We start from the raw sequence: 23351 nt of genomic DNA, 5'->3' as shown, positions 1-23351 counted from the left end.
GGCCATTGAATCAGGGTCCTGATGGGATTACTTGATTTCCACGTAGGCTTCGCTGCGGATTTCCTGCAGCCAGTTGATGCGCTCTTCGTCGAAGCGTCGGCTGCGCAGCAGCATATTGGCCTGGTTGATGCGCACCTGTTCGCTCATGTCCTGCTGGCGGCGTTCCTGGACCTGCAGGATATGCCAGCCAAACTGGCTGCGGAAAGGTTGGCTGATCTCGCCCACAGCGGTGTTGTTGATGGTGCGCTCGAACTCGGGTACAAATTTGCCCGGCAGGGACCAGCCCAGGTCGCCGCCGCTGAGCATCGAACCCACGTCTTCGGAGTTGGCCTTGGCCATCTCGGCAAAGTCGGCACCGGCGAGAATTTTTTCCCGCACCTGGGCCAGCTTGGCCTTGGCCTCCTCGTCCGAAAGAATCGCTGAAGGCTTGATCAGGATGTGGCGTACCTTGGCTTGCTGGATGAGCTGCTCCTGGTCGCCGCGCTTGCCGTAGAGTTTGAGGATATGGAAGCCGGCGCCACTGCGCAGGGGCGGGGATACCTCGCCCTCCTGCAGGGACTCAATGCTGTTGGCAAACAGCTCCGGCATCTGCGCCGATTTGCGCCAGCCCATGTCACCGCCGGAGAGTGCATTCTGGCCCTGTGACTCGGCTACTGCCAACTGGCGAAAGTCGGCGCCGTCGAGCAGGCGTTGGTAGATGTCCTGGGCCTTCTGTTCGGCCTGTCGGGCCTCCTCGTTGCTGGCCGTCGAAGGCACCGCCACGAGAATGTGGCCGAGGTTGTAATCCGGCGATGACCAGAATTTGCCCTGCTTGGATTTGAGGAAGTTTTCGATTTCGCGGTTGGAAATATTGATGCGCTGGTTGACGCTGCCTTTTTGCACCTGATCGATAATCATTTCGCGGCGGATGTGCTCGCGCAGCATGGGGATACTGAGGCCGTCCTGGGCCAGTTGCGCAGCAAACTGTTCCGGACTCAGTTGATTGGCCTCGCGCATGCGATTGATGGTGGCGTCCAGCTCTTCATCGCTGATCTGGATGCCGTAGCGGCGTCCAAGTTGCAGTTGCAGCGATTCGTTGATCAGCTGCTCGAGGATCTGCTCGCGCAGCACCTCCTCGGGGGGCAGGGTGGTTTGATTGGCGCGCAATTGACTGACCACCATTTGCATGCGCTGCTCCAGTTCACTGTTCATGACGACGTCGTTGTCGACTACGGCGATGACCTGGTCGAGCAACTGGGTGGCTGCGCCGGCGAAACTACTGGCGAGCAGGGCGGAAGTGGCGATGAACAATCTTGCGGCGTGAATCATATTCGATAACTTCATAGTGTATTTGTTTCGGCTCAGTCGCGGTCGGTGTAACCGTAGATGCTGTCCTTGAGAATGTTGCTTACCTTGCTGCCAATACCACCCAGGGTCTTGAAGTGGAATTCGAAGAAAATACCGGTGTCTTCCTCCAGCTCCAGGGTGTCGACGACGTCAATCAGTTCGTTGTCGAGCCAGCGGCGTGCCACCAGGCGGGTCAGGTAACAACAGTTGTTGTATTCGACGCCGAAAAGGCTTTCGAGTTCACGCTCGTGGGTAAAGTCGTAATTGTACCTGGCCACTGCGTTCCAGTTGCCGTAGATGGGCAGGGCGAAGGAGAAGTCGACCTGTTCAATGGACTGCAGCAACAGGTCGGTGGTGAAGCCGTCGTTGTCGGCGTCGTTGGTGTCGATGAGCGAGGGCTTGCGCAGGTAGCGATAGCTGAGGTTGAAAACCCGTGCCGACTCGTCTTTGTAGCGCAGGCTGGCGCTGCCGCCGTTGATGCGGTGGTAGAGCTTGGCGTCCCACTCAATATTGCCCTGCAGGCGCCAGGAGTTGCCGACCTGGGCGGTCACCTGGGCGGCATACTCGGAGCGCGTGCGCAGGCTCTCGGGGTTGTTGAGAGCTTCGGCCTCAGTTTGGTCGAGCTCGACGGTGCGATCATCAAAATAGAAAATCTGGCCCAGGCTGGCGCTGAAAATTTCGCGCCCATCGCGGGGGTCGAGGATGCGCGAGGTCAGCCCCACGGACAGGCGGTTGTCGTCATCGATGCGATCGCCGCCGGAGAAGCGGCTGTCGCGGAACAGTTGGCTGTAGGAGAAGGTCAGGTCAGAGCTGTCGAAGTCGACGCTTTGGTCGCGGTCGGTAATGCGGATCAGCTCATCCTGGTTTTCGTGCTGGCTGTAGAAGTAAAACAGTCTGGGCTCGAAGGTTTGCAGGTACTGATGGTTGAACAGCGAACCGTCGCGCTCAAAAATCAGGCCGGTATCGAGGCTGGCCTGGCCGGCGGCAAACGACGGTGAGTCGTTGGCGCCGGCTTTGAGGTGCTCGTCGTCGAACTGGTAGGCCAGGCTTTTGGCGCCGATGCCAGGCTTGAAAAAGCCCCACATCCACTGTTTGTTCCAGGTCAGGCCGTAGTCGAGGCGCAGGCGATCGCCGGTCAGCAACATATCGTCGTCGGCATCGCGGTGGTCGAAGCTGGCGAATTCGTTGTTGAGTTCGACGATCCAGTTGCTGCCCAGTACGTAGCGGCCGTCGGCGTTGATTCTGGGCAATTGCTTGTAAGGGGTGTTGGCCTGGCTGGAAATAGACTCGTACTGTTCGGCTTTAAAGCGGTAATTCCAATGCTCGGCCTGGTAGCCCACCAACCCGGATTTCTTGATGTGGGTGCTGCTGTTGACCTGCAGGCTGGCGGTATCCATATCGCGGAAATAGTCGTCGTCACTGACGGCGGTAAAATCTATCTCCGAGTACCAGCGCGCATCCAGGCCACCCTGCTGGTCGATGTTGAACAGCCAGCGGTCGCTGCCCTGGTAGGGGTTGGCCTGATCCGCGGTGATGCGGCCGTTGTCGACCAGTTTTTGCAGGTCGCTGTCGCTGCCGCCGTCGTCGTCCGCCAGGTAGGCACCGCTGACGGTGGTGGCAAACTGTGGCGACAGGTGGCGCAGCTCGGTCTCCAGCATGGCGCCGCGATCACTGATAAATCGCGGGCTCAGGGTCATGTCATAGTTGGGGGCGAGGTTCAGGTAGTAGGGTATGGTGACGTCGATGCCGCCGTCGTCGGTACTGCTGATGGACGGAAACAGGAACCCCGACAAGCGCTCTTCACTGGTGGAGAAACGCAGGTACGGCACGTAGACGATCGGCACGCCCTTGACGTTCATGCGCAAGTGTTTGCCGACGCCCTCGTTTTTGGCGGGATCGATGCGAATCTCGCTGCCGCGCAGCAGCCAGGTGTTGTTGCCGGGTTCACAGCGGGTCAGGCTGCCGTCTTTCAATACCAGTGACTCGTCGCTGCCGCGGCTGATGGAACTGGCGGCGCCGCGCAGATTGGAGGCGTGAATCAGGTAACTGGCGTTGTCGATGCGGGCGGCACCGGACTCCAGGTTGAGATCAAACTTGTCGCCGGTCAGCAGCAACCCGGGCTCGCGCAATTGCACGTTGCCCTCCATTAACGCGCCACCACTTTTCTGGTTGATGGTGGCCTTGTCGGCGCTCAGTTGGCGGAAACCTTTGGTCATGCGCACGTCACCGGTCATTACCGTGGTTGTTTCCTGCAGCAGTTCAGAGCGGCTGGCGGTGGCCCGTACCGGCGTCAGCTCCGGATCCGCGTCGGCGTCGGCGTCCTCGCGGGTGGGTTCCTGATAGAGCCCGCAACAGCCCGGGTTCATGGCTTCGCGTTGGGCCGGCGTAAGCTGTTCTTCTGGCACCCAGTCCCGGGCGGCAGCGCTGAGGGCGCGGCTGGCGGGCTGGCTGGCACTGCTGCGCGCCGCTTTGGAGTGGGCGGGGCGCTGGTACGCCGGCTCCTGGCTGGCGCGCTCATCGCATTGCCAGTTGTTGCCGTCGGCGCTGGGCCGACAGTCCCAGAGGTAGTGGTTGTCGGCGGCATACAGTGGCGTGATCGGTTGGCCGCTGCACAGCGCCAATGCCATCAACCAGGGCCTGCGGGAGGGGGCTAATGCTTGCTGTATATGCTGGCGCAACAGTGATGTCCGATGGATCATGTAAGGGGCAATCCTGTTTGTCTTATTGCTCTGGTCGGTGGGGTGACCCCTAAAGTCGCCCCTGGCAGAGGGGGTCAGAGGTATTTCATTGTGAAATCAAGGCGCTGATTCTACTTTGGATGGCTACATTAGGCTACCGCTGCCGACATTTCCAATGACATGGGGCGAAAGGGTTGTTCGCTATTGCTGTGCTTCGGGTAGAATTTGCGGATATCCGGGTGGGGCAACAGTGTGAGTACAACGTTGGAGGAAGTGGGCGTGACGAAAAATTTAACGGCGGCAATGAGTGGCTCAGGGTTGCTGGCGTGGGTGCAACAACAGCTGTGCGAGTTGTCGGCGGAGGCGGCGGTGCAGTTGCCCGGAGATGCGCCCCTGCGGCTCGTCCCGCTCAGTGGCGACGCCGGCTTTCGGCGCTACTTCCGGGTTAATACCCGGCCCTCGTTGCTGGCAGTGCAAGCGCCGGTCGCGACTGAGGACAGTCCGGCCTTTGTCGCCATCGCCGACTGTCTACGACAGCAGGGGGTGGCGACCCCCGGAGTGCTGGCAGCGGATTTCGAACAGGGTTTGCTGCTGATCGAGGACTTTGGCGATGCGCTCTACAGCACCGTGATCAGTGCCAATAATGCCGACTGCCTCTATGCTGAGGCCATGCAAACCCTGCTGCGCCTGCAGCGCTGCCCGGCGCAGAGTTTGCCAGCGCCCCAGGGCGGCGCCGCCCTGCCGGTACCGCGCTACGATCGCGCGCGGCTGGGTGCCGAGATGGCCCTGTTGCCGCAGTGGTTTATCCCCAGGTTGCTGGGTGTCGAGCTCAGCGCTAGCGAGCAGGCTATGTTGCAGTCGGTGTTTCGCCTGTTGGAAGACTCGGCATTGGCTCAGCCCCAGGTGTGGGTGCACCGGGATTTCCACAGTCGCAACCTGATCTGCCGGACCGGACAGCCGCCCGGGGTCATTGATTTCCAGGATGCCGTCATCGGCCCGATTACCTACGATTTGGTATCGCTACTGCGCGACTGCTATTTGCGCTGGCCGCCGCAGCGAGTGCGTGGCTGGGCGCTGGCCTACAGGGAGATGGCGCTAGAGGCGGGGTTGCTGGGGTCGGAGGCGGCGGGTCTGCAGGACTCGAAGGCAGAGGATGAATTTTTGCGCTGCTTTGACTGGATGGGTTTACAGCGCCACATCAAGGTGCTGGGTATTTTTGCCCGCCTCTGGTTGCGCGATGGCAAGCCCGGTTACCTGCGGGATTTGCCCCTGGTGTTGCGCTACACCCTCGAGGTGGCGCAGCAATATTCGCAATTCGCCGACCTGGTCGAGCTGTTCCAGCGGCGACTGTTGCCGGCTTGCGTCGGGCAGCCCTGGTACCGCGACTACCGCCAGGTGGGTGAGGTAACGTTGTGAAGGCAATGATTCTGGCCGCCGGTTACGGTAAGCGCATGCGGCCACTTACCGATAGCACCCCCAAGCCACTGCTGCCCGTCGCCGGTAAACCCCTGCTGCTCTACCATATCGAGCGCCTGCGGGCTGTCGGTGTCACCCGGCTGGTGATCAATGTGGCCCACCTGGGCGAGCAGATAATGGCATTGCTGGGCGATGGGGCCGGGTTCGGGGTCAGTATTGACTACTCTGTCGAGCCCTACCCGCTGGAAACCGGTGGTTCCCTGGCGAAGGCCTTGCCGCTGCTGGGGGAGCAGCCATTCCTGCTGGTCAACGGTGATATCTGGACCGACTACCCTTTCCAGCGACTGATTAAAGCCGGCCTGGCCGAGGACTGTCTCGGCAAGCTGGTGCTGGTGCCCAACCCGGGTCACAACCCGAATGGTGATTTTTCCCTCAGTGGAGAGCGGCTGCTGGCCGCCGGGGCGCGAGGGGACGGTTATACCTTTAGCGGCATCAGTTTGCTGCGGCCACAACTGGTGGCTGACTACCCCCGGCGGCGCGAGGTATTCCCGCTGCGCGAAGTCCTGGCCGGGGCGTTGCAGCAGCAGCGCCTCTGCGGCGAGCTTTATCGCGGCCAGTGGTGGGATATCGGCACGCCGGAGCGTCTGCAGGCGCTGGATGCGCTGTTGCGAGGTGCGCCGGGCTAGCGGCTGTTAGTGTTGGTATTGCTGGTATTGCTGGTATTTTAGTTGCTGCTATTGCGGCTGGTGCCGCGGGCGTGTCGTTCGAGAAAGCCGCGCACACGGCGCGCCAGGCGGCTCTCGCTCCCCTCTTGGCTCCCGCTCGAGCGGGCAAGGTGCGCCTCTGGCGGCAGCCGCAGCTGCTGGTAATTGCCCAGCCCGAGACGGCGACTACGATGCAGCCGGGCCTGTGCTTCGCGCCGATCCAACAGTTGGCGGCCGTGGTACACATCCAGCACCGGCAGCTGCGGGTCGCGCAGGCATTCGGGCAGGTCAATATCGCTGCCCTCGATGTGGTTGCGCGGGTTGACCAGCACCAGCGCCCGGATCGGGCGCGATTGGGCGTTTGGGTTTGCTAGCGGTAATTGCTTGATAAAGCAGGCGGCGCGAGCAGCGCCGATGCCGTGACCGAGCAGGACGATATTGAACTGGCCTTGCTGGTGGAGGAAGTCAATGCTGGCCTGCAGCCGCGCCAGGGCCAGCTCTTCAGGGGGGTGTTCTGGCGCTGCCTCTTCGGCGGCGGGCGCCGGGTTGGCGCCGCTGTTTCGATTGTCGTTGGCCGGTGCCTGGGGTTGCTCGGCAGGAGCGGCGCCGGAGTCGGGCTCGGCGGCGTCTGTCTTGTCATCGGTGCTCTCTTCTCCCGTATCCTGTGTTGTTGTTGCCTCCTCGGCGGCGGTATTTTCCGTGTCTGCACCCTCCTGGTCTGCTGCCGGGTCGCCAGTCTTGTCTGGTATCCCGGCCGGGCTGAAGGTGCGCTCGGGTACCGGCGCTGGTGCGGGTGCTGGCAGTTCGGTGGAGAGGGTGTGCCAGCCGAACTGCGGCAGGCTGAGGCGTATATTTGCAGTGCTGGAGGGCCAGTCGCTGTGCTGGCCGGCGGCGTTGACGATAAGGACTGCGCCCACAGGTTTGCCGCTGGTGTCGGGCTGGTAGAGCGACAGAAACGGCGTGTCCAATGCCGTCAACCAAATGGCCGAGGCCACTGCTTGCTCCTCGGCCAACAGTTGCATATCGCGCTCTTCCCTGGACTGGTAGCGGGGTGGCTGGGGCGGGTCGGGGGATACCTGGGGCGGGTTCGGCGTTACCTGAGGTGTTGTCTTGGGCGTTACCTCAGGTGTGTTGCTTGTGGCTGGATCTGCCTCGGTAGCGTCGTTCGCGGGATTTTGCGCCGCCGCCGGGTCCTGTGCCAGACTTGGCGGGGCCTGGCAAAGCAGCGCGGTCAGCAGAAGGGCGAGCAGGGCGCGGCGGCGTGGCAGGTGGCGCTGTGCGGCACCAGCTTGCAATAGTGTTGTCGCCGGCGCCAGTCGTTGCCGTCGCCGCGCAATGGCGGGTAGGAGTGGGGCAATAATTTCAGTACAATTCGCGTCTTTCATCCGACAGTGGCCCCTCGGGCTTGTTTATTTTTCCCTTACCGGGGTTAACGGCAGGTAATCTTATGCAGCAGGAATTTAAAATTGCTCCCTCTATATTAGCGGCAGATTTTGCCAGATTGGGAGAGGAAGTGGATGCGGTTTTGAAGGCCGGCGCGGACATTGTGCACTTTGATGTGATGGATAATCACTATGTGCCCAACCTGACCATTGGCCCCATGGTCTGCCAGGCGCTGCGCAAGTACGGTATCACCGCGCCCATCGATGTGCACCTGATGGTAGAGCCGGTGGATGATTTGATCGGTCAATTCGCCGATGCCGGCGCCAGTATCATTACTTTCCATCCCGAGGCTTCGCGCCACGTGGACCGCTCAGTGCAGCTGATCAAGCAGGCCGGCTGTGAGGCTGGCCTGGTACTGAACCCGGCCACGCCACTGGCGGCGGTCAAGCATGTTTTGCCGCAGCTGGATATGCTGCTGTTGATGTCAGTCAACCCGGGCTTTGGCGGGCAGAAATTTATTCCCTATACCCTCGACAAACTGCGCGAGGCCCGGGCTGCCATCGATGCCCTGGGGCTGCCCATTCGGCTGGAGATCGACGGCGGGGTGACGGCCGCTAATATAGGCGAGATTGCCAGGGCCGGGGCCGATACCTTTGTGGCCGGTTCGGCCATCTTTGGCAAGGGTGATTACAGCGCTGCCATCGCCGCTATGCGCAGCCAGTTGGCCGACGTTTAGACGCAACCCAAAAACTTAAAGCAGGTATGTTTAGCGTGGATTTTCCCCGTCGCAAGCCCGAGCTGGTTATGTTTGACCTCGACGGCACCCTGGCGGACAGTGTGCCCGACCTGTCCGCCGCTGTCGATGAAGTCCTGCTCGACCTCGGTTATCCCGCCGCCGGCGAATACAAGGCGCGCCTGTGGGTCGGCAACGGCGCCGCGGCCCTGGTGTTGAGAGCGCTGGCGGATGCGCTGAGGGTGCCGGAAGAGCAGGTCAGTCCGCAGTTGCACCAGAGCTGCCTGGAGAACTTTTTTCGCCGTTACCAGCACTATAATGGCCGCTATACGGCGCTCTATCCGGGGGTTATGCAGGCTCTGCAAGCGCTGCGAGCCGCCGGTGTTGCCATGGCGGTGGTGACCAATAAACCGGGCCAGTTCGTGCCCCAACTGCTGCAGCAGTTGGGTATCGACGAATACTTTCGCCTGTGGCTGGGGGGGGATTCGCTGGCAGTGAAAAAGCCCGACCCGGGCCCTCTCAATCATATTCTCGAACGTCTGGGGGTGAGCCCGCAGCGAGCCCTGATGGTCGGTGATTCGGTCAATGATATCGCCGCTGCCCGGGCGGCAGGGGTGGCCAGCGTGGCGGTGGCATACGGTTACAACCGGGGGCTGCCTGTGGCGCAGGATAATCCGGACTGGCTGACCGATAACCTGGGCCATTTCTTTGTTCAGGGGCTGGCTGCGGTGGCGGTTTGATCTGCCTGCTGGCACCGCCGTCAGGTCCCGGTCTGCAGGCGGAGGCAGGGTCGCTGTTGCAGGCCCTGTACAGCGTGGCAGTGAGGGGCTAAACTAGCGCCTGTTTTTTTGGGGTCGGCCCGCTGAGCCCCATCATTGCGAAGTGCTAAGGCGGCAACAAACAATAGCGGCAGCATCAATAATAGTCGTACTAAGCAATAGTCGTACTTGTTATGGGTGTTAACCCGATGGGGATAAAATCTGTTGCTGCCAGCGCAAGCTTTGTCGAAGTTAAGCTCGTGAACCGATAAACCAGGTGATTACGTGATTAAGCAAACTTATGTCTATGCTTCTGTTCGGGGAGCGGCCAATTCCCCGTGGCGATGGCGCGCATAAGTTTATGGCGGGCCTGACCCGCGCACAGTAACCGCTCCACAGCACTCCATTGGTTTAGAATTCACGCAAGGACTTCACATGTCTCCCCAACAATTTGCCACCTTGGCCGCCCAGGGTTTTAATCGTATACCCGTTGTCCGCGAGGTGCTCGCCGACCTTGACACTCCCCTGTCCAGTTACTTGAAGTTGGCCCACGGCCCCTATACCTATCTGTTTGAATCCGTCCAGGGTGGGGAGAAATGGGGCCGCTACTCCATGATCGGCTTGCCCGCGCGCACGGTTCTCAAAGTGTGCGGGGAGTCGGTGCTGGTGGAAACTGACGGGGTGGTGGTGGAGCGGCATCAGTGCCAGGACCCGCTGGCTTTTGTGGAGGAGTTCCAGGCCCGCTACCGGGTCGCCGAGCTGGACAACCTGCCGCGTTTCAATGGCGGCCTGGTGGGTTATTTCGGCTACGACTGTGTGCGCTACGTGGAGCCCAGGCTAAAGCCCTCGCAGCCCGCCGACAGCATTGGCACTCCGGATATCCTGCTGATGGTGTCCGACGAGGTGCTGGTATTTGACAATCTGTCCGGCACCCTCAGCCTGATCGTGCACGCCGACCCTGCCGAAGCAGGCGCGCTGGCGACAGCCGAAAGCAAGCTGGATCAGCTGGAGGCGCGGCTGGCGGCGAGTGCGCCGGTATTGGCGCCGATCAAACTGACCGGTGAGCACGCCCGTGAAGCCGATTTTACTTCCAGTTTTGGCGAAGCTAATTTCCGCCAGGCGGTGGAGGCGATTCGCGAGTATGTTCTGGCCGGTGACACCATGCAGGTGGTGATCTCCCAGCGCCTGTCGATCCCGTTTGCCGCAGAGCCGCTGAACCTTTACCGGGCCCTGCGCAGCCTCAATCCGTCGCCCTATATGTATTTTCTCAATCTCGGCGACCACCACGTGGTGGGCTGCAGTCCGGAGATCCTGGCGCGGCTGGAGGATGGCGAGGTCACCGTCCGGCCGATTGCCGGTACCCGCCGGCGCGGTCACACCCCGGCTGAAGATCTCGCCCTGGAGCAAGAACTGGTCAATGACCCCAAGGAAATCGCCGAGCACCTGATGTTGATCGATCTCGGTCGCAATGATATCGGCCGGGTAGCTGCAATTGGCAGTGTCAAACTCACCGACAAGATGGTGGTGGAGCGCTATTCCCACGTCATGCATGTGACCTCCAATGTCACCGGCCAGCTGCGCAGTGGCCTGACGGCGATGGATGTGTTGCGGGCGGCCCTGCCCGCCGGCACCCTGTCCGGCGCCCCCAAGATTCGGGCCATGGAGATTATTGATGAGCTGGAAAATGAAAAGCGCGGCATATACGGCGGTGCGGTGGGCTACCTTTCCTGGAATGGCAATATGGATACTGCCATCGCGATTCGCACCGCGGTTATCAAGGATGACATTCTCTATATTCAGGCCGGTGCCGGCATCGTGGCCGACTCAGTGCCGGCGCTGGAGTGGAAGGAAACGATGAACAAGGCGCGGGCGATTTTTCGCGGGGTGGATATGGTGTTGCAAGGGGAGGTCGGACAATGATTCTGATGATCGATAACTACGACTCCTTTACCTACAATGTAGTGCAGTACCTGGGTGAGTTGGGCGCCGAGGTTACCGTTGTCCGCAACGATGAAATCAGCGTTGCCGGCATCGCCGAGCTGGCCCCGGAGAAAATTGTCATCTCCCCCGGACCCTGTACACCCGACGAAGCGGGGGTCTCGGTGGCGGCGATCAAGGCGTTCGCCGGCCGCATTCCACTGCTCGGCATTTGTCTGGGGCATCAGAGTATTGGCCAGGCATTTGGCGGCCGCATAGTGCGAGCCCGGCAGGTGATGCACGGCAAGATTTCGCCGGTTTATCACGCTGGTGAGGGCGTTTTTCGCGGCCTGCCGAGCCCCTGCCAGGCCACGCGCTATCACTCGCTGGTGATAGAAAAAGCAAGCCTGCCGGAGTGCCTGGAGCTGACCGCCTGGACCCAGACTGAGAGTGGCGAGGTCGATGAGATTATGGGCGTGCGTCACAAGCAGCTGGATGTCGAGGGGGTGCAGTTTCATCCGGAGTCCATCCTCTCGGAACACGGCCACGATTTGCTGCGTAACTTTCTATTGGGCCGCGGCGCTTTATTGGGCCGCGGCGCCCTATCGGACCGCGGCGCCCTATCGGATCGCGACAGCAAGGGGAACAGCTAATGGATATGCAGCAGGCGTTGGGGCGGGTTATCAACCGCCAGGACCTCACCACCACTGAGATGATCGCCGTGATGCGCAGCATCATGACCGGCCAGGCCACCCCGGCCCAGATCGGTGGCTTGCTGGTGGGCCTGAGAATGAAGGGCGAGACCATCGATGAGATCACCGGTGCCGCCAGCGTAATGCGCGAGCTGGCCAGCGGAGTGACGATCAATGCCCCGGCGCTGGTGGATACCTGCGGCACCGGTGGCGACGGCGCCAGCCTGTTCAATGTGTCGACCGCTGCGGCATTTGTGGTGGCGGCGGCCGGCGGTCATGTGGCCAAGCACGGCAATCGCTCGGTGTCTTCGTCCACGGGCAGTGCCGACGTGCTCGAGGCCGCGGGTGTGCAGTTGGATATCAGCCCGGCCCAGGTGGCTCGCTGTGTCGAGACCTTGGGGGTTGGTTTTATGTTCGCGCCCGCCCACCACGGCGCCATGAAACACGCCATAGGCCCGCGGCGGGAGCTGGGGCAGCGCACCATTTTCAATGTGCTGGGCCCGATTACCAATCCGGCTGGGGTCAAGCGCCAGGTGCTCGGGGTGTACAACGCCGAGTTGTGCCGGCCGATGGCGGAAGTGCTGGGCCGCCTCGGTAGCGAGCACGTGCTGGTGGTGCATGCTCGTGACGGGCTGGATGAAATCACAATCAACGGCGAGACCCTAGTGGCGGAGCTAAAGGCCGGTGTGGTAACGGAATACAGCGTCAAGCCGCAAGACTTCGCTATGCAGAATCAGGGCCTGGAGGGGCTGCAAGTGGCCAATGCCGAGCAGTCGCTGGCGCTGATAGTGGATGCCCTGTCAAAACGCAGTACTCCGGCGGCGGAGAAGGCGGCGGACATCATTGCCCTCAATGCCGGCGCGGCCATCTATGTCAGCGCTATTGCCAGCTCGCTGGCGGAAGGGGTGGCCATGGCCCAGGATGCTATCTGCAGCGGCCTGGCGCGGGAGAAAATAAACGACCTGGCGGCTTTCACCCGCTGTCAGAAGGAAGCTGGAGAGTGATCCCAGTGGATCGACAGGAGCGTGATAACGGTTGTGCCTATGAATAACATGCCTACAGTTCTGGAAAAAATCGTCGCGCGCAAGCGCGAGGAAATTGCCGAGCGCCAGCAGCGCCAGCCGCTGCCAGATCTCAAGACGTTGGCGGCAGCACAGCCGCCCGCCCGAGGGTTCGCGGCCGCGATTGAAAACAAGGTCAATGCCGGCCTGGCAGCGGTGATAGCGGAAATAAAGAAAGCCTCGCCCAGCAAGGGTGTGATTCGGGAGGATTTCTATCCGGCCGAGCTCGCCATCAGTTACGAAAAAGGCGGCGCGGCCTGTCTTTCGGTGCTGACTGATGTGGACTTTTTCCAGGGCTGCGACAACTACTTGCAGGAGGCGCGCAATGCCTCTTCCCTCCCCGCTATTCGCAAAGATTTTATTATCGACGAGTACCAGGTGTACGAATCCCGCGCAATTGGCGCCGACTGCATCCTGTTGATCGTCGCCATCTTGCCTTTTGAGCAGTTACAGCGGCTCAATGCCCTGGCGCACGAACTGGGTATGGATGTGCTGGTTGAGGTGCATAACGCGGAGGAGTTGGAGCAAGCCCTGCGCCTGCCGAATAAACTGATCGGCATCAATAACCGTGATCTGCACACTTTCGAGGTCAGTCTGGACCACACCTTCGCGTTGCTGGAGCGGATTGGCAATGAACGCCTGGTGGTAACCGAAAGCGGCATTCACACTATTGATGATGTTCTCGCCATGCGCGGTCACAACGTCAATGCGTTCCTGGTGGGGGAGGCGTTTATGCGCTGCCCGGATCCGGGGCACAAGCTGCTGGAGATGTTTAATTCGTAGTGGGTTCCGGCCACTGTACAATGCTGCCGCCCAGGGCAAGTGTGAGGCCAGTGGCACACCAATTTGCTGTTCGGTTCTGAGAGCTAAGCAGGGCGCCTGTCACCGGACAGGCGCTGGCTGTAAGTCGTGGGTACTTGGGTTTGGGTATTGGGTGCTGCTGCCGGCGCCCCTCAGCGGGTACCGTACACCACCATAGTCTTGCCTTTTACCGATACCAGGCCCTGATCCTCCAGGGTTTTAAGTACCCGCCCTACCATTTCTCTCGAGCAGCCGACGATGCGGCCAATTTCCTGGCGGGTGATCTTGATCTGCATGCCGTCCGGGTGAGTCATGGCGTCCGGTTCCTTGCACAGGTCGAGCAGGGTGCGGGCGACCCGGCCAGTGACATCGAGAAAGGCGAGATCGCCGACCTTGCGGGTGGTGGCACGCAGGCGCTTGGCCATTTGGGTGCCCAGTGCAAACAGGAATTCCGGGTGGTTGGCGGCTACGTCCTGGAATTTGGTGTAGCTTATTTCCGCCACTTCACACTCGGTTTTTGCCCTCACCCAGGCGCTGCGTGAGTCCACGTCTTCAAACAGGCCCATCTCGCCGAAGAAGTCGCCGTCATTCAGGTAGGCGACGATCATCTCCCGGCCCTCGTCGTCCTCGATTATGACAGTAACCGAGCCTTTTATGATGTAGTAGAGCGAGTCGCTCTTGTCTCCGGCGTAGATCAGGGTGCTCTTGGCCGGGTAGCGACGGCGGTGACAGTGCCCCAGGAATTCATCTACGTTCTTGATATGAGGGCTTAATGCTACGGCAACCAATGGTTGATCCTCGTTGTGTTGCGAAAGTGTTCCGGTGGTGCAGCCCGTGGAGTGGGTCTGCTTGCCAAGACCTTGATGTGAAAATATTTGTCCAAGCCTACTCTATAGTAGTCGCAATTGCGCCTGCTCGCCAATCGCCTGGTCATGGAGTCGGGTCAACTGTTGCTGAAAAGTTGAGCGGCGGCTGGCGGTTGAGTAGAGGTTGGCGGGATTATGTGGGCAATTGGGGTAATGTGCCAGTCCGCGGCGGATTGGGGGGGCTGCTTTGTGAACCGGTTAACGTCTGCAGGCGGCTGCCAGCGTATCTGCTCGAGTCTGCACGTTCAATGCCATCGCCGGTTTGTGGTACTCTTGCGCAGGCAAAAATACAGCTAACAGCAGGTTAAGGATTTGTGATGCAGGCAACGGTTAAATGGGTAGACGGCGTGATGTTTTTGGGCGAATCGGGCACTGGGCACACCGTGGTTATGGACGGTGCCGCCGATCATGGCGGACGCAATATGGGCGCCCGGCCCATGGAGATGATTCTGCTCGGTATCGGCGGCTGCTCCAGCTTTGACGTCATGAGTATTTTGCAGAAGTCGCGCCAGCAAGTTCTGGATTGCCGGGTAGAGCTGGAGGCTGAGCGTGCCGAGGGCACACCGTCGCCATTTACCAAAATTCACATGAAGTTTGTGGTCACCGGGGTCAAGCTCAAGGAGGCCCAGGTAAAGCGGGCGGTTGAACTGTCCGTTACCAAGTACTGCTCGGCTTCGATTATGATGGAGGCTGCGGGGGTTGAATTGAGCCACAGTTACGAAATCGTGGCCCCGGAGTTCAAGTAACGCACACACGCCAGCGGCGGCTTGCCGCCAGCGCAGGAGGTTACAGTCGGTAGCTGGTTTTGGTCATGGCTTTGGAGACCAGGCTCATCAGCCCCTTTACCGGTTTTGGAAACGGCAGGCCGCCGGATTTTAATGCCGTGGTGGCGTGCCTGGCCTCATCTTCGAGCATTGCCTGCACCACTGCCCGGCTCTTGCTGTCCTGCGGCGGCAGGGTGGCCAGGTGGCTTTCGAGGTGTTTGCAGACCTGCTCTTCGGTGGCGGCGACGAAGCCCAGGCTTACCTTGTCACTGATCAGGCCGGCGACGGCGCCCACGCCAAACGACATGCCGTACCAGAGTGGGTTGAGCAGGCTGGTGTGACTGCCCAGGTGGTCGAGCCGCTCTTCGCACCAGGCCAGGTGATCCACCTCCTCAGCCGCGGCGCTCTCCATTTCCCGGCGCACCCGGGGCAGCTTGGCGGTTAGTGCCTGGCCCTGATACAGCGCCTGGGCGCAGACTTCGCCGGCGTGATTGACGCGCATTAGCCCGGCGGCGTGGCGCCGTTCCGACTCGCTCAATTCTTTGGTTTCTGCCGCGTCGGCTGGCGAGGGGCGGTGTTGCGGTGTGCTGCCCGGCGCCAGGGTGCGCAGGGCCTTGTCCGCCTGGGAGAGGAGCTGGTCGGCGAGGGATAAACGGCGTGTCGACATTTACTATACCTTTAGGGAGATTCAGCGAAGTTCCAGCGCGACGCCAGTCAAGCTTCAATCAATCAATCAATCAATGCGTAACGCGTAACGCGTGACCAGCGCCAGACAATGATTATAAGCCAAACGCCGTGCGATGGTGAAATTGGAGCTTGGCTCCTGCTGGAGAGCGGCTCGGGGCCCGGCCTTGCGGCCCCGATGCGGAGTGGCTGGCGTATCGCTATGCGGCGAGGGCCCTCCGGGCACTGGCAACAGATCTACTGATCCTGCTCCCTGGCGATAGCGCGGTAGCCGATATCGGTGCGGTAGTAGACCCCGTCCCAGCTGATCTTGTGCGCCAGCGCGTAGGCCCGTTGCTGGGCTTCGGTGACCGTGGCGCCCAGCGCGGTGGCGCAGAGAACCCGGCCGCCATTGGTGACTACCTGGCCATCTTGCAGCCGGGTGCCGGCGTGGAATACCTTCTCGCCGGCGCTGGCGCTGGCGGGCAGACCGCTGATGACGGCACCTTTCTGGTACTCGCCCGGGTAGCCGCCGGCAGCCAGTACCACCCCGACCGCGGGGCGCTGGTCCCACCGGGTGGTCTTGCCGGCCAGTTCGCCGTCGATGGCGGCGTCGCACAGGTCCACCAGGTCCGACTGCATGCGCAGCATAATCGGCTGGGTTTCCGGGTCACCGAAACGGCAGTTGTACTCAATCACCTTGGGCGTGCCATCGGCCGTGATCATAAGGCCCGCGTAGAGAAAGCCGACGTAATCATTACCCTCAGCAGCCATGCCGTTGACGGTGGGGTAAATGACTTCATCCATTATGCGCTGGTGAATGTCGGCATCGACTACGGGTGCAGGCGAGTAGGCACCCATACCGCCGGTATTGGGGCCGGAGTCGCCGTCACCGGCACGCTTGTGGTCCTGGCTGGTGGCCATGGCAACCACGTTCTTGCCGTCGACCATAACGATAAAGCTGGCCTCTTCGCCGTCGAGAAACTCCTCGATCACCACCCGGCAGCCAGCGTCACCGAACGCGTTGCCAGACAGCATATCGGTGACGGCCTCTTCCGCCTGTTGCAGGGTCTCCGCCACGATGACGCCTTTGCCGGCCGCCAGGCCATCGGCCTTGACCACGATAGGCGCGCCTTTTTCCCGCAGGTAGGCCAGTGCCGGTGCGAGTTCGGTGAAGTTCTGGTATTCACCGGTGGGAATCTGGTGGCGGGCGAGAAAATCCTTGGTGAAAGCCTTGGAACCCTCCAGTTGCGCCGCCCCTTTACTGGGGCCGAAGGCGCGCAGGCCCCGGGCGCTAAAGTAGTCGACAACGCCGGCCACCAGCGGGGCTTCCGGGCCGACGATAGTCAGCCCGCAATCGTTGGCGCGGGCGAAGTCGGCCAGTTGCTCGAACTCCATGGCGTCGATGGCGACATTTTCCAGCCCCGGCTCGGTGGCTGTGCCGGCATTGCCAGGCGCCACATAGACGGTGTCGACCTTGGGGTTTTGCGCCGCTTTCCAGGCCAGCGCGTGTTCGCGGCCACCGGAGCCTATGATCAATACGTTCATTTTCTGTTTCCCCTTGTTTTGGGATTATTCTGCAGATCCTGCGTTGCCAGGCGTAATGTTAATGGCGGAAGTGGCGCATGCCAGTGAATACCATCGCCATGCCATGCTCGTCGGCGGCGGCAATCACCTCCTCGTCGCGCATGGATCCACCCGGCTGGATAACTGCACTAATCCCGACTTTGGCGGCGTTGTCGATGCCGTCGCGGAAGGGGAAAAAGGCGTCGGACGCCATCACTGCGCCCTTGACTTCGAGGCCCGCGTGCTCGGCCTTGATGGCGGCAATGCGAGCCGAGTTAACCCGGCTCATCTGGCCGGCGCCAACGCCGATGGTGCGGCCGTCTTTACCGTAAATAATGGCGTTGGACTTCACCATCTTGGCAACTTTCCAGGCAAACAGCAGGTCGTCCAGTTGCGCTTCGGTGGGCTGGGTTTTGCTGACCACCTTGAGGTCGGCTTTGCTGACCATGCCGTTGTCTTTCTCCTGGATCAGCAAACCGCCGGTGACGCGCTTGTAGTCCAGGCTGCGCGTTGGCTCGCCGCTCCACTCGCCGCACTCCAGCAGGCGCACGTTCTTTTTCGCCGCCACGGCGGCCGCGGCTGCCGGGGATACTTTGGGGGCGATAATGACTTCGGAGAACTGCTTGTCGACAATGAGCTGTGCGGTGGCTGCATCCAGTTCACGGTTGAACGCGATGATGCCGCCGAACGCCGATTCAGGGTCGGTGGCGAAGGCCAGTTCGTAGGCGGTTTTGATGTCCGCGGCTACCGCCACCCCGCAGGGGTTGGCGTGCTTGACGATAACACAGGCGGGCTGGTCGAACAGTTTGACGGTCTCCAGCGCCGCGTCGGTGTCGGCGACGTTGTTAAACGACAGCTCTTTGCCCTGCAGTTGTTTGGCTGTGGCGACCGAGGCGTCGGCGGCATCGGCCTCGACGTAGAAGGCCGCTTTCTGGTGCGGGTTTTCGCCGTAGCGCATGTCCTGGGCTTTCAGGTACTGCACATTGTAAGTGTTGGCGAAGTCGCGCTCTTCGTTGCTGCCGGGCTTGAAGGTGGACGCACGGGCACCGAAGTGATTGGCGATCATGCCATCGTATTGGGCGGTGTGCTCGAAGGCCTTGACCATCAGGTCGTAGCGGGTCTGGTAGCTGGTGGCGCCGTTATTGGCGCTCATTTCATCGAGCACCAGGCCGTAGTCGCTGGCGCTGACTACGATGACGACATCCTTGTGGTTCTTGGCCGCCGAGCGGACCATGGTCGGGCCGCCAATATCAATGTTCTCGATCGCGGTTGGCAGGTCGCAATTGGGGTCGGCGACGGTGGCGCGAAACGGGTACAGGTTGACCACTACCATATCGATAGGCTTGATGTCGTGCTCAGCCATGACCGCGTCGTCGGTGCCGCGACGGCCGAGAATGCCGCCGTGGACTTTCGGGTGCAGGGTCTTTACCCGACCATCCATCATTTCCGGAAAACCGGTGTAGTCAGATACCTCTACCGCAGCCACGCCGCTGTCTTGCAACAGGCGAAAGGTGCCGCCGGTGGACAGGATTTCAACACCCTGCTGCTGCAGGGCCTGGGCAAATTCGACAATGCCGGTTTTATCAGAAACGCTGATTAATGCGCGCTTCACCTTCACGTGCTGGTTCATTGATGGTTCCGTATTTTGTTGGTTGGGTGGTGGTCGGTTGGCTCGATTGTGCCGCTTGGGGCCAGCCGGCTCAACGGCCTGCCGCTGCCGGGCGCCTAGTGGCGGTGCCTCGGCAGCAGCAGGAGGGTAGTGATCGGGCTGTTACAGCAAACCGTACTGTTTCAGCTTTTTGCGCAGGGTGCCGCGGTTGAGGCCCAGCACCTGGGCGGCGCGGGTCTGGTTGTGGCGGGTGTATTTCATAACAATTTCCAGCATAGGCGCTTCGACCTCGGCCATAACCAGGTCGTAAACGTCCTGTACCGATTGGCCCTCGAGGTGCTTGAAGTAGTTGTCCATGGCCTGCTCAACGCAATCGCGCAGGGACTGGTTTTGGCTGGCAACCGGGGCCTGCTCGGCGACCGGCTTGGTCAGTTCAATTGGCGCATCGGCCATTAGCATTTCTGCGCTGTTCATGCGGCTTTATCCTCTCTCTCGTTCAGTTGTTCGAAAAATTCCTGAATCCGATCACGCTGTTCACTGGCAGCGGTAATCTGGTTGAATGACTGGCGAAACGCGGTGCTGCCGGGGATGGTCTTCAAGTACCAGCCGACGTGCTTGCGGGCGATTCGCAGACCCATAAACTCACCGTAAAATTGATGTAATTCTGCCACGTGGCTGCCCAGCAGGCTGTTGATTTCACTATTGTCCGGCGCCGGTAGTGTTGCTCCGGTCGCTAAAAAGTGATTGATCTCGCGAAAAATCCAGGGTCGACCCTGGGCTCCCCGGCCGATCATGACTGCCGCGGCGCCGGTGTAATCCAGTACCTCGCGGGCCTTGGCTGGCGTGTCGATATCACCATTGGCAATGACCGGCAGGTCGACACTCTCGACCACGGCGGCAATGGTGTCATATTCTGCTGCGCCGGAGTAAGCGCATTCGCGGGTGCGGCCGTGGACTGAGAGCGCGGCGATACCACTGTCTTGTGCCAGTTTGGCGATAGTGACGGCGTTGCGGTTGTCGCGGCTCCAGCCGGTGCGGTATTTCAGGGTGACTGGCACCTGCACTGCCGCGGTGACGGCTTGCAGGATCGCTTGCACCAGGGGCTCGTCGCGCAGCAGCGCTGAACCGGCTGCCTTTTTGCAAACTTTCTTGGCCGGGCAGCCCATGTTGATGTCGATGATCTGCGCACCGCGAGCGACGTTCAGGCGCGCGGCAGAGGCCATCATTTCCGGATCGGCACCGGCTATTTGCACCGCCCTGGGCTCGTTTTCACCGCTGTGATTCATTCGGGTCTGGGACTTGCGGCTATTCCACAAGCGGCTGTCGGCGGTGACCATTTCCGAGATGGCCAGGCCGGCGCCCAGGCGCCGGCACAGTTGCCGGAAGGGCTGGTCCGTCACACCGGCCATGGGCGCCAAAACCACGCGATTTTCAATGTGGTAAGGACCGATATGGAACAAGACGAACTCCGTAGACAGTTGCCAGGGCACAGGTTATGGGTGCGCTGTACGCTTTTAATGGACCCCGGGGTAAGGTGCGGGGCTCCCCGAAAAAGGTTGGCTATGATACCTGCGAACCCCCTGCTAATAAAAGCAGAAATTGCACAAGTTGACGAAAAAACAGCCGTTGACAGAGGGCGAAAAATGGTTATCAGGTGCCAGGGCTCGCGCGGCCAGTGGCTGCGAGGTCAGCGACTGGCCGCGGGTAACAGGGGGATGGACGCGCTGTAATTGACGGCATCAGGCCCCGGATCAACGATCTCCAGGGTAATATGGATCGGCTGGCCGCTGGGCATGGATGTGACACCGGCCAGTTCGCCGCGCAGGTACTCGGACGGGGTAAACTGGCGCTGGCCAAGGATCTCGCCCTGCAGGTTGGAAAAGCTCAGCTGAAAATCCGGGAAGGGCTGTTGAAAGCTGGCAGTGTTGAGCAGGATGCTGTCGATAATGAGGGCGTTTTCCCGCTGCGGGTGGCTGCGCACAATCAGGTTAGAGGCCTTGATAAGCCCGGGGGCCAGCAGGGGGTTGAGTTCACAGCCGGCCAGTGGGCAGACCTGTGAAAACCAGTAGCGCCAGGAGGGACGCTGGCTGAGGTCGTCGAAATTTTGCCAGATCAGCTGCCCGGCCAGTGCCGCAGCAGCCAGCAAGCTCAGGCAGGCCCAGAGTAAATGACTGCGCCAGTTTACCGCCGCCGGCTGGCCTTCCAGTTCTACCGGGGAGGCGCCGATACTGCGCACCAACCCCGCCGGGTTTATTGGAGCATGGGCCTCCTGGGTGCTCGGGGCATGAGTGTCATCGAGTTTGCTGTCCGCCGATTTGGCGTCGATAAGCTCCGCTGCAGCGGGCTTGCCGGCAGGCGCTTGCTCGACACTACCCGGGAGGGGCGCCGCCAGCGCCGACGCTGGCTCGCGCTGCCAGTTGCCGCGCCCGGTCGTTGTCAGCGGGGCCGCTTCTACCGTCTCCTCCCAATCGTCCAGTTGCGCCAATTCTTCGCCAGTGGAGTTTCCGGGGAGCTGGTCAGTGATGGCGGTCAGGTTGACGTAGGAGTTGTCGTGGCCGACATTGCCGTCCTGCTCCAGTTCAGCATAGAACTGACCGACAATGGTTTGTGAGCTGAGATCGATTTGTGAACTGAGGTCGCTTTGTGAGCTGGGCGCGGTGTGCGAGTTGAGCCCTGACTGTAAGTTGAAGCTGGTTGCGGAATCGACCCCGGGTCTGGTGGCTGACGCCATTGCCGTGCGGTGTGCCTGCTGGCTGCGATCTTCCTCCGACTGCAGCTCTTCCAGCAGATGCACTGCCCAGCTTTCATCTGCATGCTGTTCGCTGTGGCAGTCGACGACTTTCAGTTGACGGTCAAACAGGGCGCCGCGATGCTCGCCAAAGCGGCCCCGGGCCGCAAAGATCTCGTTTATTTCACCGAGGCCAAAGGACTGGGTGTCATCGATGCGTTTGAAATCGTCGGCGGATAGCAGGTCCTCCAGCTCTTCGTCGAGCTCCTCATCCAGTTCGCCGAGGTCGATGTCGCCATCGAGCAGTAAGCTCTCCAGCGAGTCTTCGTCAGGCAACCCCTGTAGCTCGGCTGTAGCCGGGGCGGTGTCGTCTGTGCTGGACTCCTGCTCACCTTCGGGTTGGGGCGCGGGTATCGCGGTGTCGGCCAGCAATTGAGCATCCGCCGGTTGCTGAGCGGCGTTTTCGGGTGCGGCCAACAGGTGCTCGGCAGCTTTGAATACACGCAGGCAGGAGCCGCAGCGCACCGCTCCCTTGGCGGACTGCAATTGTTCCTCGGTGATACGGAATGAAGTGTCGCAATGGGGGCAACACGTAAGCCGGTCGGTCATGGGCCTGGAATATCCGCAACAAATGAATGGCGAAGAGTGTAGCGGCTCTGCGGGCAGGGGTAAACAGACGCCGCCGCTCGGGGCCGGTCAGCGGGCGGGGGTTGGTCACTGCCTGCCGTGACGCCTGACCGCGGACGGGTTGGGTAGTCAAGGGCAGGCGGGGGACGCGCGCTTGCGCGCAGTCAGGCAGACCCATTCCTCCATTGTCCTGACGGGTTCGAATTCAAACCACGGCCGGTAGGCTGCCATGACCGCGTCAGCCTGTTCAACCAGAATGCCCGACAGGCACAGCCAGCCGCCGCGGCGGGTCAGGTCAGTCAGGGTCGGGGCCAGCTGCGCCAGCGGTCCGGCGAGGATATTGGCCAGCAGGATGTCCGCTTCTACTGGCGGGCATTGGGCGGGCAGGAAAACTGGCAGGCGCTCGGCGGCGATGCCGTTGCGGGCAGCATTGTCGCGGCTGGCGAGCAGCGCCTGGGGGTCGATGTCGACGCCGGTGACCTGCTGGCCGCCGAGCAACAGGGCGGCAATGCCGAGGATGCCGGAACCGCAGCCGTAATCGACAAATACCCGGTTGGCGAATGGCGCTGTACCGCTGTCAGTCACGGCGGCTTGCTCTGCCAGCCACTGCAGGCACAGGAAGGTGGTGGGGTGGGTGCCGGTACCAAATGCCAGACCGGGGTCGAGCAGCAGGTTGGTGGCATCGGCAACGGGAGGTTGCAGCCAGCTGGGGCAGATCCAGAGATTGTTGCCGCAGTCGATAGGCTGGTAGTGCTGCATCCACTCGCGCTCCCAATCCTTGTCCTCCAGCTGCTCCCAGCGGTGCGGCGGCAGGGGCTTGGAACAGAGCCCGGCCAGCTCGCGGGTGACGGCGGCGACATCGATGCTGGCGTCGAACAGGCCGGTGATACGGGTGCTTTCCCAGAGGGGTGTCTCCCCGAGGGCGGGCTCGAGGATGGGCTGGTCGGCGTTATCCTGCAGCGTCACGGAGGCGGCGCCGGCCGCCAGCAGGGCATCTTCCAGTTCGGCGGCGCGATGGCGATCGGTATCGATACGAAGTTGTAACCAGGGCATGGGTAC

Annotated in this window: 20 protein-coding genes; 9 read left to right on the top strand and 11 right to left on the bottom strand. The window is 61.3% G+C overall.

What is annotated here, in order from left to right; genetic code table 11:
* Window positions 1-27 precede the first annotated feature (27 nt).
* Both G8764_RS07010 and G8764_RS07005 read right to left on the bottom strand, forming a co-directional pair.
* On the bottom strand, window positions 28-1323 hold the full coding sequence (locus G8764_RS07010) for a peptidylprolyl isomerase (RefSeq protein WP_207951743.1): 1296 nt from the start codon (window positions 1321-1323) through the stop codon (window positions 28-30).
* A gap of 17 nt (window positions 1324-1340) precedes the next feature.
* A complete protein-coding gene (locus G8764_RS07005; protein ID WP_166163536.1) occupies window positions 1341-4025 on the bottom strand; it encodes an LPS-assembly protein LptD in 2685 nt (894 codons plus the stop codon).
* Between the two features lie 231 nt (window positions 4026-4256).
* Here G8764_RS07005 and G8764_RS07000 point away from each other — a divergent pair, with 231 nt between their 5' ends.
* Both G8764_RS07000 and murU read left to right on the top strand, forming a co-directional pair.
* Window positions 4257-5420, top strand: coding sequence for a phosphotransferase (locus tag G8764_RS07000; protein ID WP_207951742.1), 1164 nt, complete (start codon window positions 4257-4259; stop codon window positions 5418-5420).
* A gap of 5 nt (window positions 5421-5425) precedes the next feature.
* The gene (gene murU / locus G8764_RS06995) at window positions 5426-6106 is read left to right on the top strand and encodes an N-acetylmuramate alpha-1-phosphate uridylyltransferase MurU (RefSeq protein ID WP_207951768.1); all 681 of its coding nucleotides are present in this window, start codon (window positions 5426-5428) and stop codon (window positions 6104-6106) included.
* A gap of 38 nt (window positions 6107-6144) precedes the next feature.
* Here murU and G8764_RS06990 read toward each other — a convergent pair whose 3' ends face one another.
* A complete protein-coding gene (locus G8764_RS06990) occupies window positions 6145-7509 on the bottom strand; it encodes a DUF3530 family protein (protein ID WP_166163532.1) in 1365 nt (454 codons plus the stop codon).
* Window positions 7510-7571: 62 nt separating this feature from the next.
* Here G8764_RS06990 and rpe point away from each other — a divergent pair, with 62 nt between their 5' ends.
* The 6 genes from rpe to trpC all read left to right on the top strand — a co-directional run bounded on the left by rpe (window position 7572) and on the right by trpC (window position 13451).
* Entirely contained in the window at window positions 7572-8243 is a 672-nt protein-coding gene (gene rpe, locus G8764_RS06985) for a ribulose-phosphate 3-epimerase (RefSeq protein WP_166163530.1), read from the top strand.
* A 35-nt stretch (window positions 8244-8278) separates the two neighbouring features.
* The gene (locus tag G8764_RS06980; protein WP_341806323.1) at window positions 8279-8980 is read left to right on the top strand and encodes a phosphoglycolate phosphatase; all 702 of its coding nucleotides are present in this window, start codon (window positions 8279-8281) and stop codon (window positions 8978-8980) included.
* Between the two features lie 453 nt (window positions 8981-9433).
* Entirely contained in the window at window positions 9434-10918 is a 1485-nt protein-coding gene (gene trpE / locus G8764_RS06975) for an anthranilate synthase component I (protein WP_166163526.1), read from the top strand.
* Entirely contained in the window at window positions 10915-11568 is a 654-nt protein-coding gene (locus G8764_RS06970) for an anthranilate synthase component II (RefSeq protein ID WP_166163524.1), read from the top strand. The genes trpE and G8764_RS06970 overlap by 4 nt, the downstream gene beginning before the upstream one ends.
* Window positions 11568-12611, top strand: a complete 1044-nt coding sequence (gene trpD, locus G8764_RS06965; protein WP_166163522.1) for an anthranilate phosphoribosyltransferase — start codon at window positions 11568-11570, stop codon at window positions 12609-12611. Before G8764_RS06970 ends, trpD begins: the two co-directional genes overlap by 1 nt.
* Window positions 12612-12650: 39 nt before the next feature.
* Window positions 12651-13451 (top strand): indole-3-glycerol phosphate synthase TrpC, encoded by an 801-nt coding sequence (gene trpC / locus G8764_RS06960; protein WP_166163520.1) that lies wholly within the window; start codon window positions 12651-12653, stop codon window positions 13449-13451.
* 170 nt (window positions 13452-13621) lie between these two features.
* Here trpC and crp read toward each other — a convergent pair whose 3' ends face one another.
* Window positions 13622-14257, bottom strand: coding sequence for a cAMP-activated global transcriptional regulator CRP (gene crp / locus G8764_RS06955; RefSeq protein ID WP_166163518.1), 636 nt, complete (start codon window positions 14255-14257; stop codon window positions 13622-13624).
* Between the two features lie 395 nt (window positions 14258-14652).
* Here crp and G8764_RS06950 point away from each other — a divergent pair, with 395 nt between their 5' ends.
* Window positions 14653-15081: an OsmC family protein gene (locus tag G8764_RS06950; RefSeq protein WP_166163516.1), complete on the top strand. Its 429-nt coding sequence runs from the start codon at window positions 14653-14655 to the stop codon at window positions 15079-15081.
* A 40-nt stretch (window positions 15082-15121) separates the two neighbouring features.
* On the opposite strand, the gene coq7 is transcribed toward G8764_RS06950, so the two are convergent.
* From coq7 to prmA, 7 genes are all read right to left on the bottom strand, one after another.
* Window positions 15122-15766 (bottom strand): 2-polyprenyl-3-methyl-6-methoxy-1,4-benzoquinone monooxygenase, encoded by a 645-nt coding sequence (gene coq7, locus G8764_RS06945; protein WP_166163514.1) that lies wholly within the window; start codon window positions 15764-15766, stop codon window positions 15122-15124.
* Between the two features lie 254 nt (window positions 15767-16020).
* Window positions 16021-17310, bottom strand: a complete 1290-nt coding sequence (gene purD, locus G8764_RS06940) for a phosphoribosylamine--glycine ligase (RefSeq protein WP_166163512.1) — start codon at window positions 17308-17310, stop codon at window positions 16021-16023.
* 58 nt (window positions 17311-17368) lie between these two features.
* Window positions 17369-18958, bottom strand: coding sequence for a bifunctional phosphoribosylaminoimidazolecarboxamide formyltransferase/IMP cyclohydrolase (gene purH / locus G8764_RS06935; protein WP_166163510.1), 1590 nt, complete (start codon window positions 18956-18958; stop codon window positions 17369-17371).
* A 141-nt stretch (window positions 18959-19099) separates the two neighbouring features.
* A complete protein-coding gene (gene fis, locus G8764_RS06930; RefSeq protein WP_243748672.1) occupies window positions 19100-19390 on the bottom strand; it encodes a DNA-binding transcriptional regulator Fis in 291 nt (96 codons plus the stop codon).
* 17 nt (window positions 19391-19407) lie between these two features.
* Window positions 19408-20397, bottom strand: a complete 990-nt coding sequence (gene dusB / locus G8764_RS06925; RefSeq protein WP_166163506.1) for a tRNA dihydrouridine synthase DusB — start codon at window positions 20395-20397, stop codon at window positions 19408-19410.
* Window positions 20398-20624: 227 nt separating this feature from the next.
* Window positions 20625-22274 carry a DUF3426 domain-containing protein gene (locus tag G8764_RS06920; protein ID WP_166163504.1) on the bottom strand — a complete coding sequence of 550 codons (1650 nt, stop codon included), beginning with the start codon at window positions 22272-22274 and terminating at the stop codon, window positions 20625-20627.
* Between the two features lie 147 nt (window positions 22275-22421).
* On the bottom strand, window positions 22422-23345 hold the full coding sequence (prmA, locus tag G8764_RS06915) for a 50S ribosomal protein L11 methyltransferase (protein ID WP_166163502.1): 924 nt from the start codon (window positions 23343-23345) through the stop codon (window positions 22422-22424).
* Between the last annotated feature and the right edge of the window lie 6 nt (window positions 23346-23351).

Origin of the sequence: Pseudomaricurvus alcaniphilus (assembly GCF_011440395.1) — a bacterium.
Classification (GTDB): domain Bacteria; phylum Pseudomonadota; class Gammaproteobacteria; order Pseudomonadales; family Cellvibrionaceae; genus Pseudomaricurvus; species Pseudomaricurvus alcaniphilus.
The sequence above is the reverse complement of the archived record's forward strand: the minus strand, read 5'-3'. Positions and strand labels throughout refer to the sequence as shown.

Excerpts from the sequence above, each read along its gene's own strand:
- G8764_RS07010 (WP_207951743.1), bottom strand. The coding sequence starts at position 1,323 with ATGAAGTTATCGAATATGATTCACGCCGCAAGATTGTTCATCGCCACT.
- G8764_RS07005 (WP_166163536.1), bottom strand. The coding sequence starts at position 4,025 with ATGATCCATCGGACATCACTGTTGCGCCAGCATATACAGCAAGCATTA.
- murU (WP_207951768.1), top strand. The coding sequence starts at position 5,426 with ATGATTCTGGCCGCCGGTTACGGTAAGCGCATGCGGCCACTTACCGAT.
- G8764_RS06990 (WP_166163532.1), bottom strand. The coding sequence starts at position 7,509 with ATGAAAGACGCGAATTGTACTGAAATTATTGCCCCACTCCTACCCGCC.
- rpe (WP_166163530.1), top strand. The coding sequence starts at position 7,572 with ATGCAGCAGGAATTTAAAATTGCTCCCTCTATATTAGCGGCAGATTTT.
- trpE (WP_166163526.1), top strand. The coding sequence starts at position 9,434 with ATGTCTCCCCAACAATTTGCCACCTTGGCCGCCCAGGGTTTTAATCGT.
- G8764_RS06970 (WP_166163524.1), top strand. The coding sequence starts at position 10,915 with ATGATTCTGATGATCGATAACTACGACTCCTTTACCTACAATGTAGTG.
- trpD (WP_166163522.1), top strand. The coding sequence starts at position 11,568 with ATGGATATGCAGCAGGCGTTGGGGCGGGTTATCAACCGCCAGGACCTC.
- trpC (WP_166163520.1), top strand. The coding sequence starts at position 12,651 with ATGAATAACATGCCTACAGTTCTGGAAAAAATCGTCGCGCGCAAGCGC.
- G8764_RS06950 (WP_166163516.1), top strand. The coding sequence starts at position 14,653 with ATGCAGGCAACGGTTAAATGGGTAGACGGCGTGATGTTTTTGGGCGAA.
- coq7 (WP_166163514.1), bottom strand. The coding sequence starts at position 15,766 with ATGTCGACACGCCGTTTATCCCTCGCCGACCAGCTCCTCTCCCAGGCG.
- purD (WP_166163512.1), bottom strand. The coding sequence starts at position 17,310 with ATGAACGTATTGATCATAGGCTCCGGTGGCCGCGAACACGCGCTGGCC.
- purH (WP_166163510.1), bottom strand. The coding sequence starts at position 18,958 with ATGAACCAGCACGTGAAGGTGAAGCGCGCATTAATCAGCGTTTCTGAT.
- fis (WP_243748672.1), bottom strand. The coding sequence starts at position 19,390 with ATGGCCGATGCGCCAATTGAACTGACCAAGCCGGTCGCCGAGCAGGCC.
- G8764_RS06920 (WP_166163504.1), bottom strand. The coding sequence starts at position 22,274 with ATGACCGACCGGCTTACGTGTTGCCCCCATTGCGACACTTCATTCCGT.
- prmA (WP_166163502.1), bottom strand. The coding sequence starts at position 23,345 with ATGCCCTGGTTACAACTTCGTATCGATACCGATCGCCATCGCGCCGCC.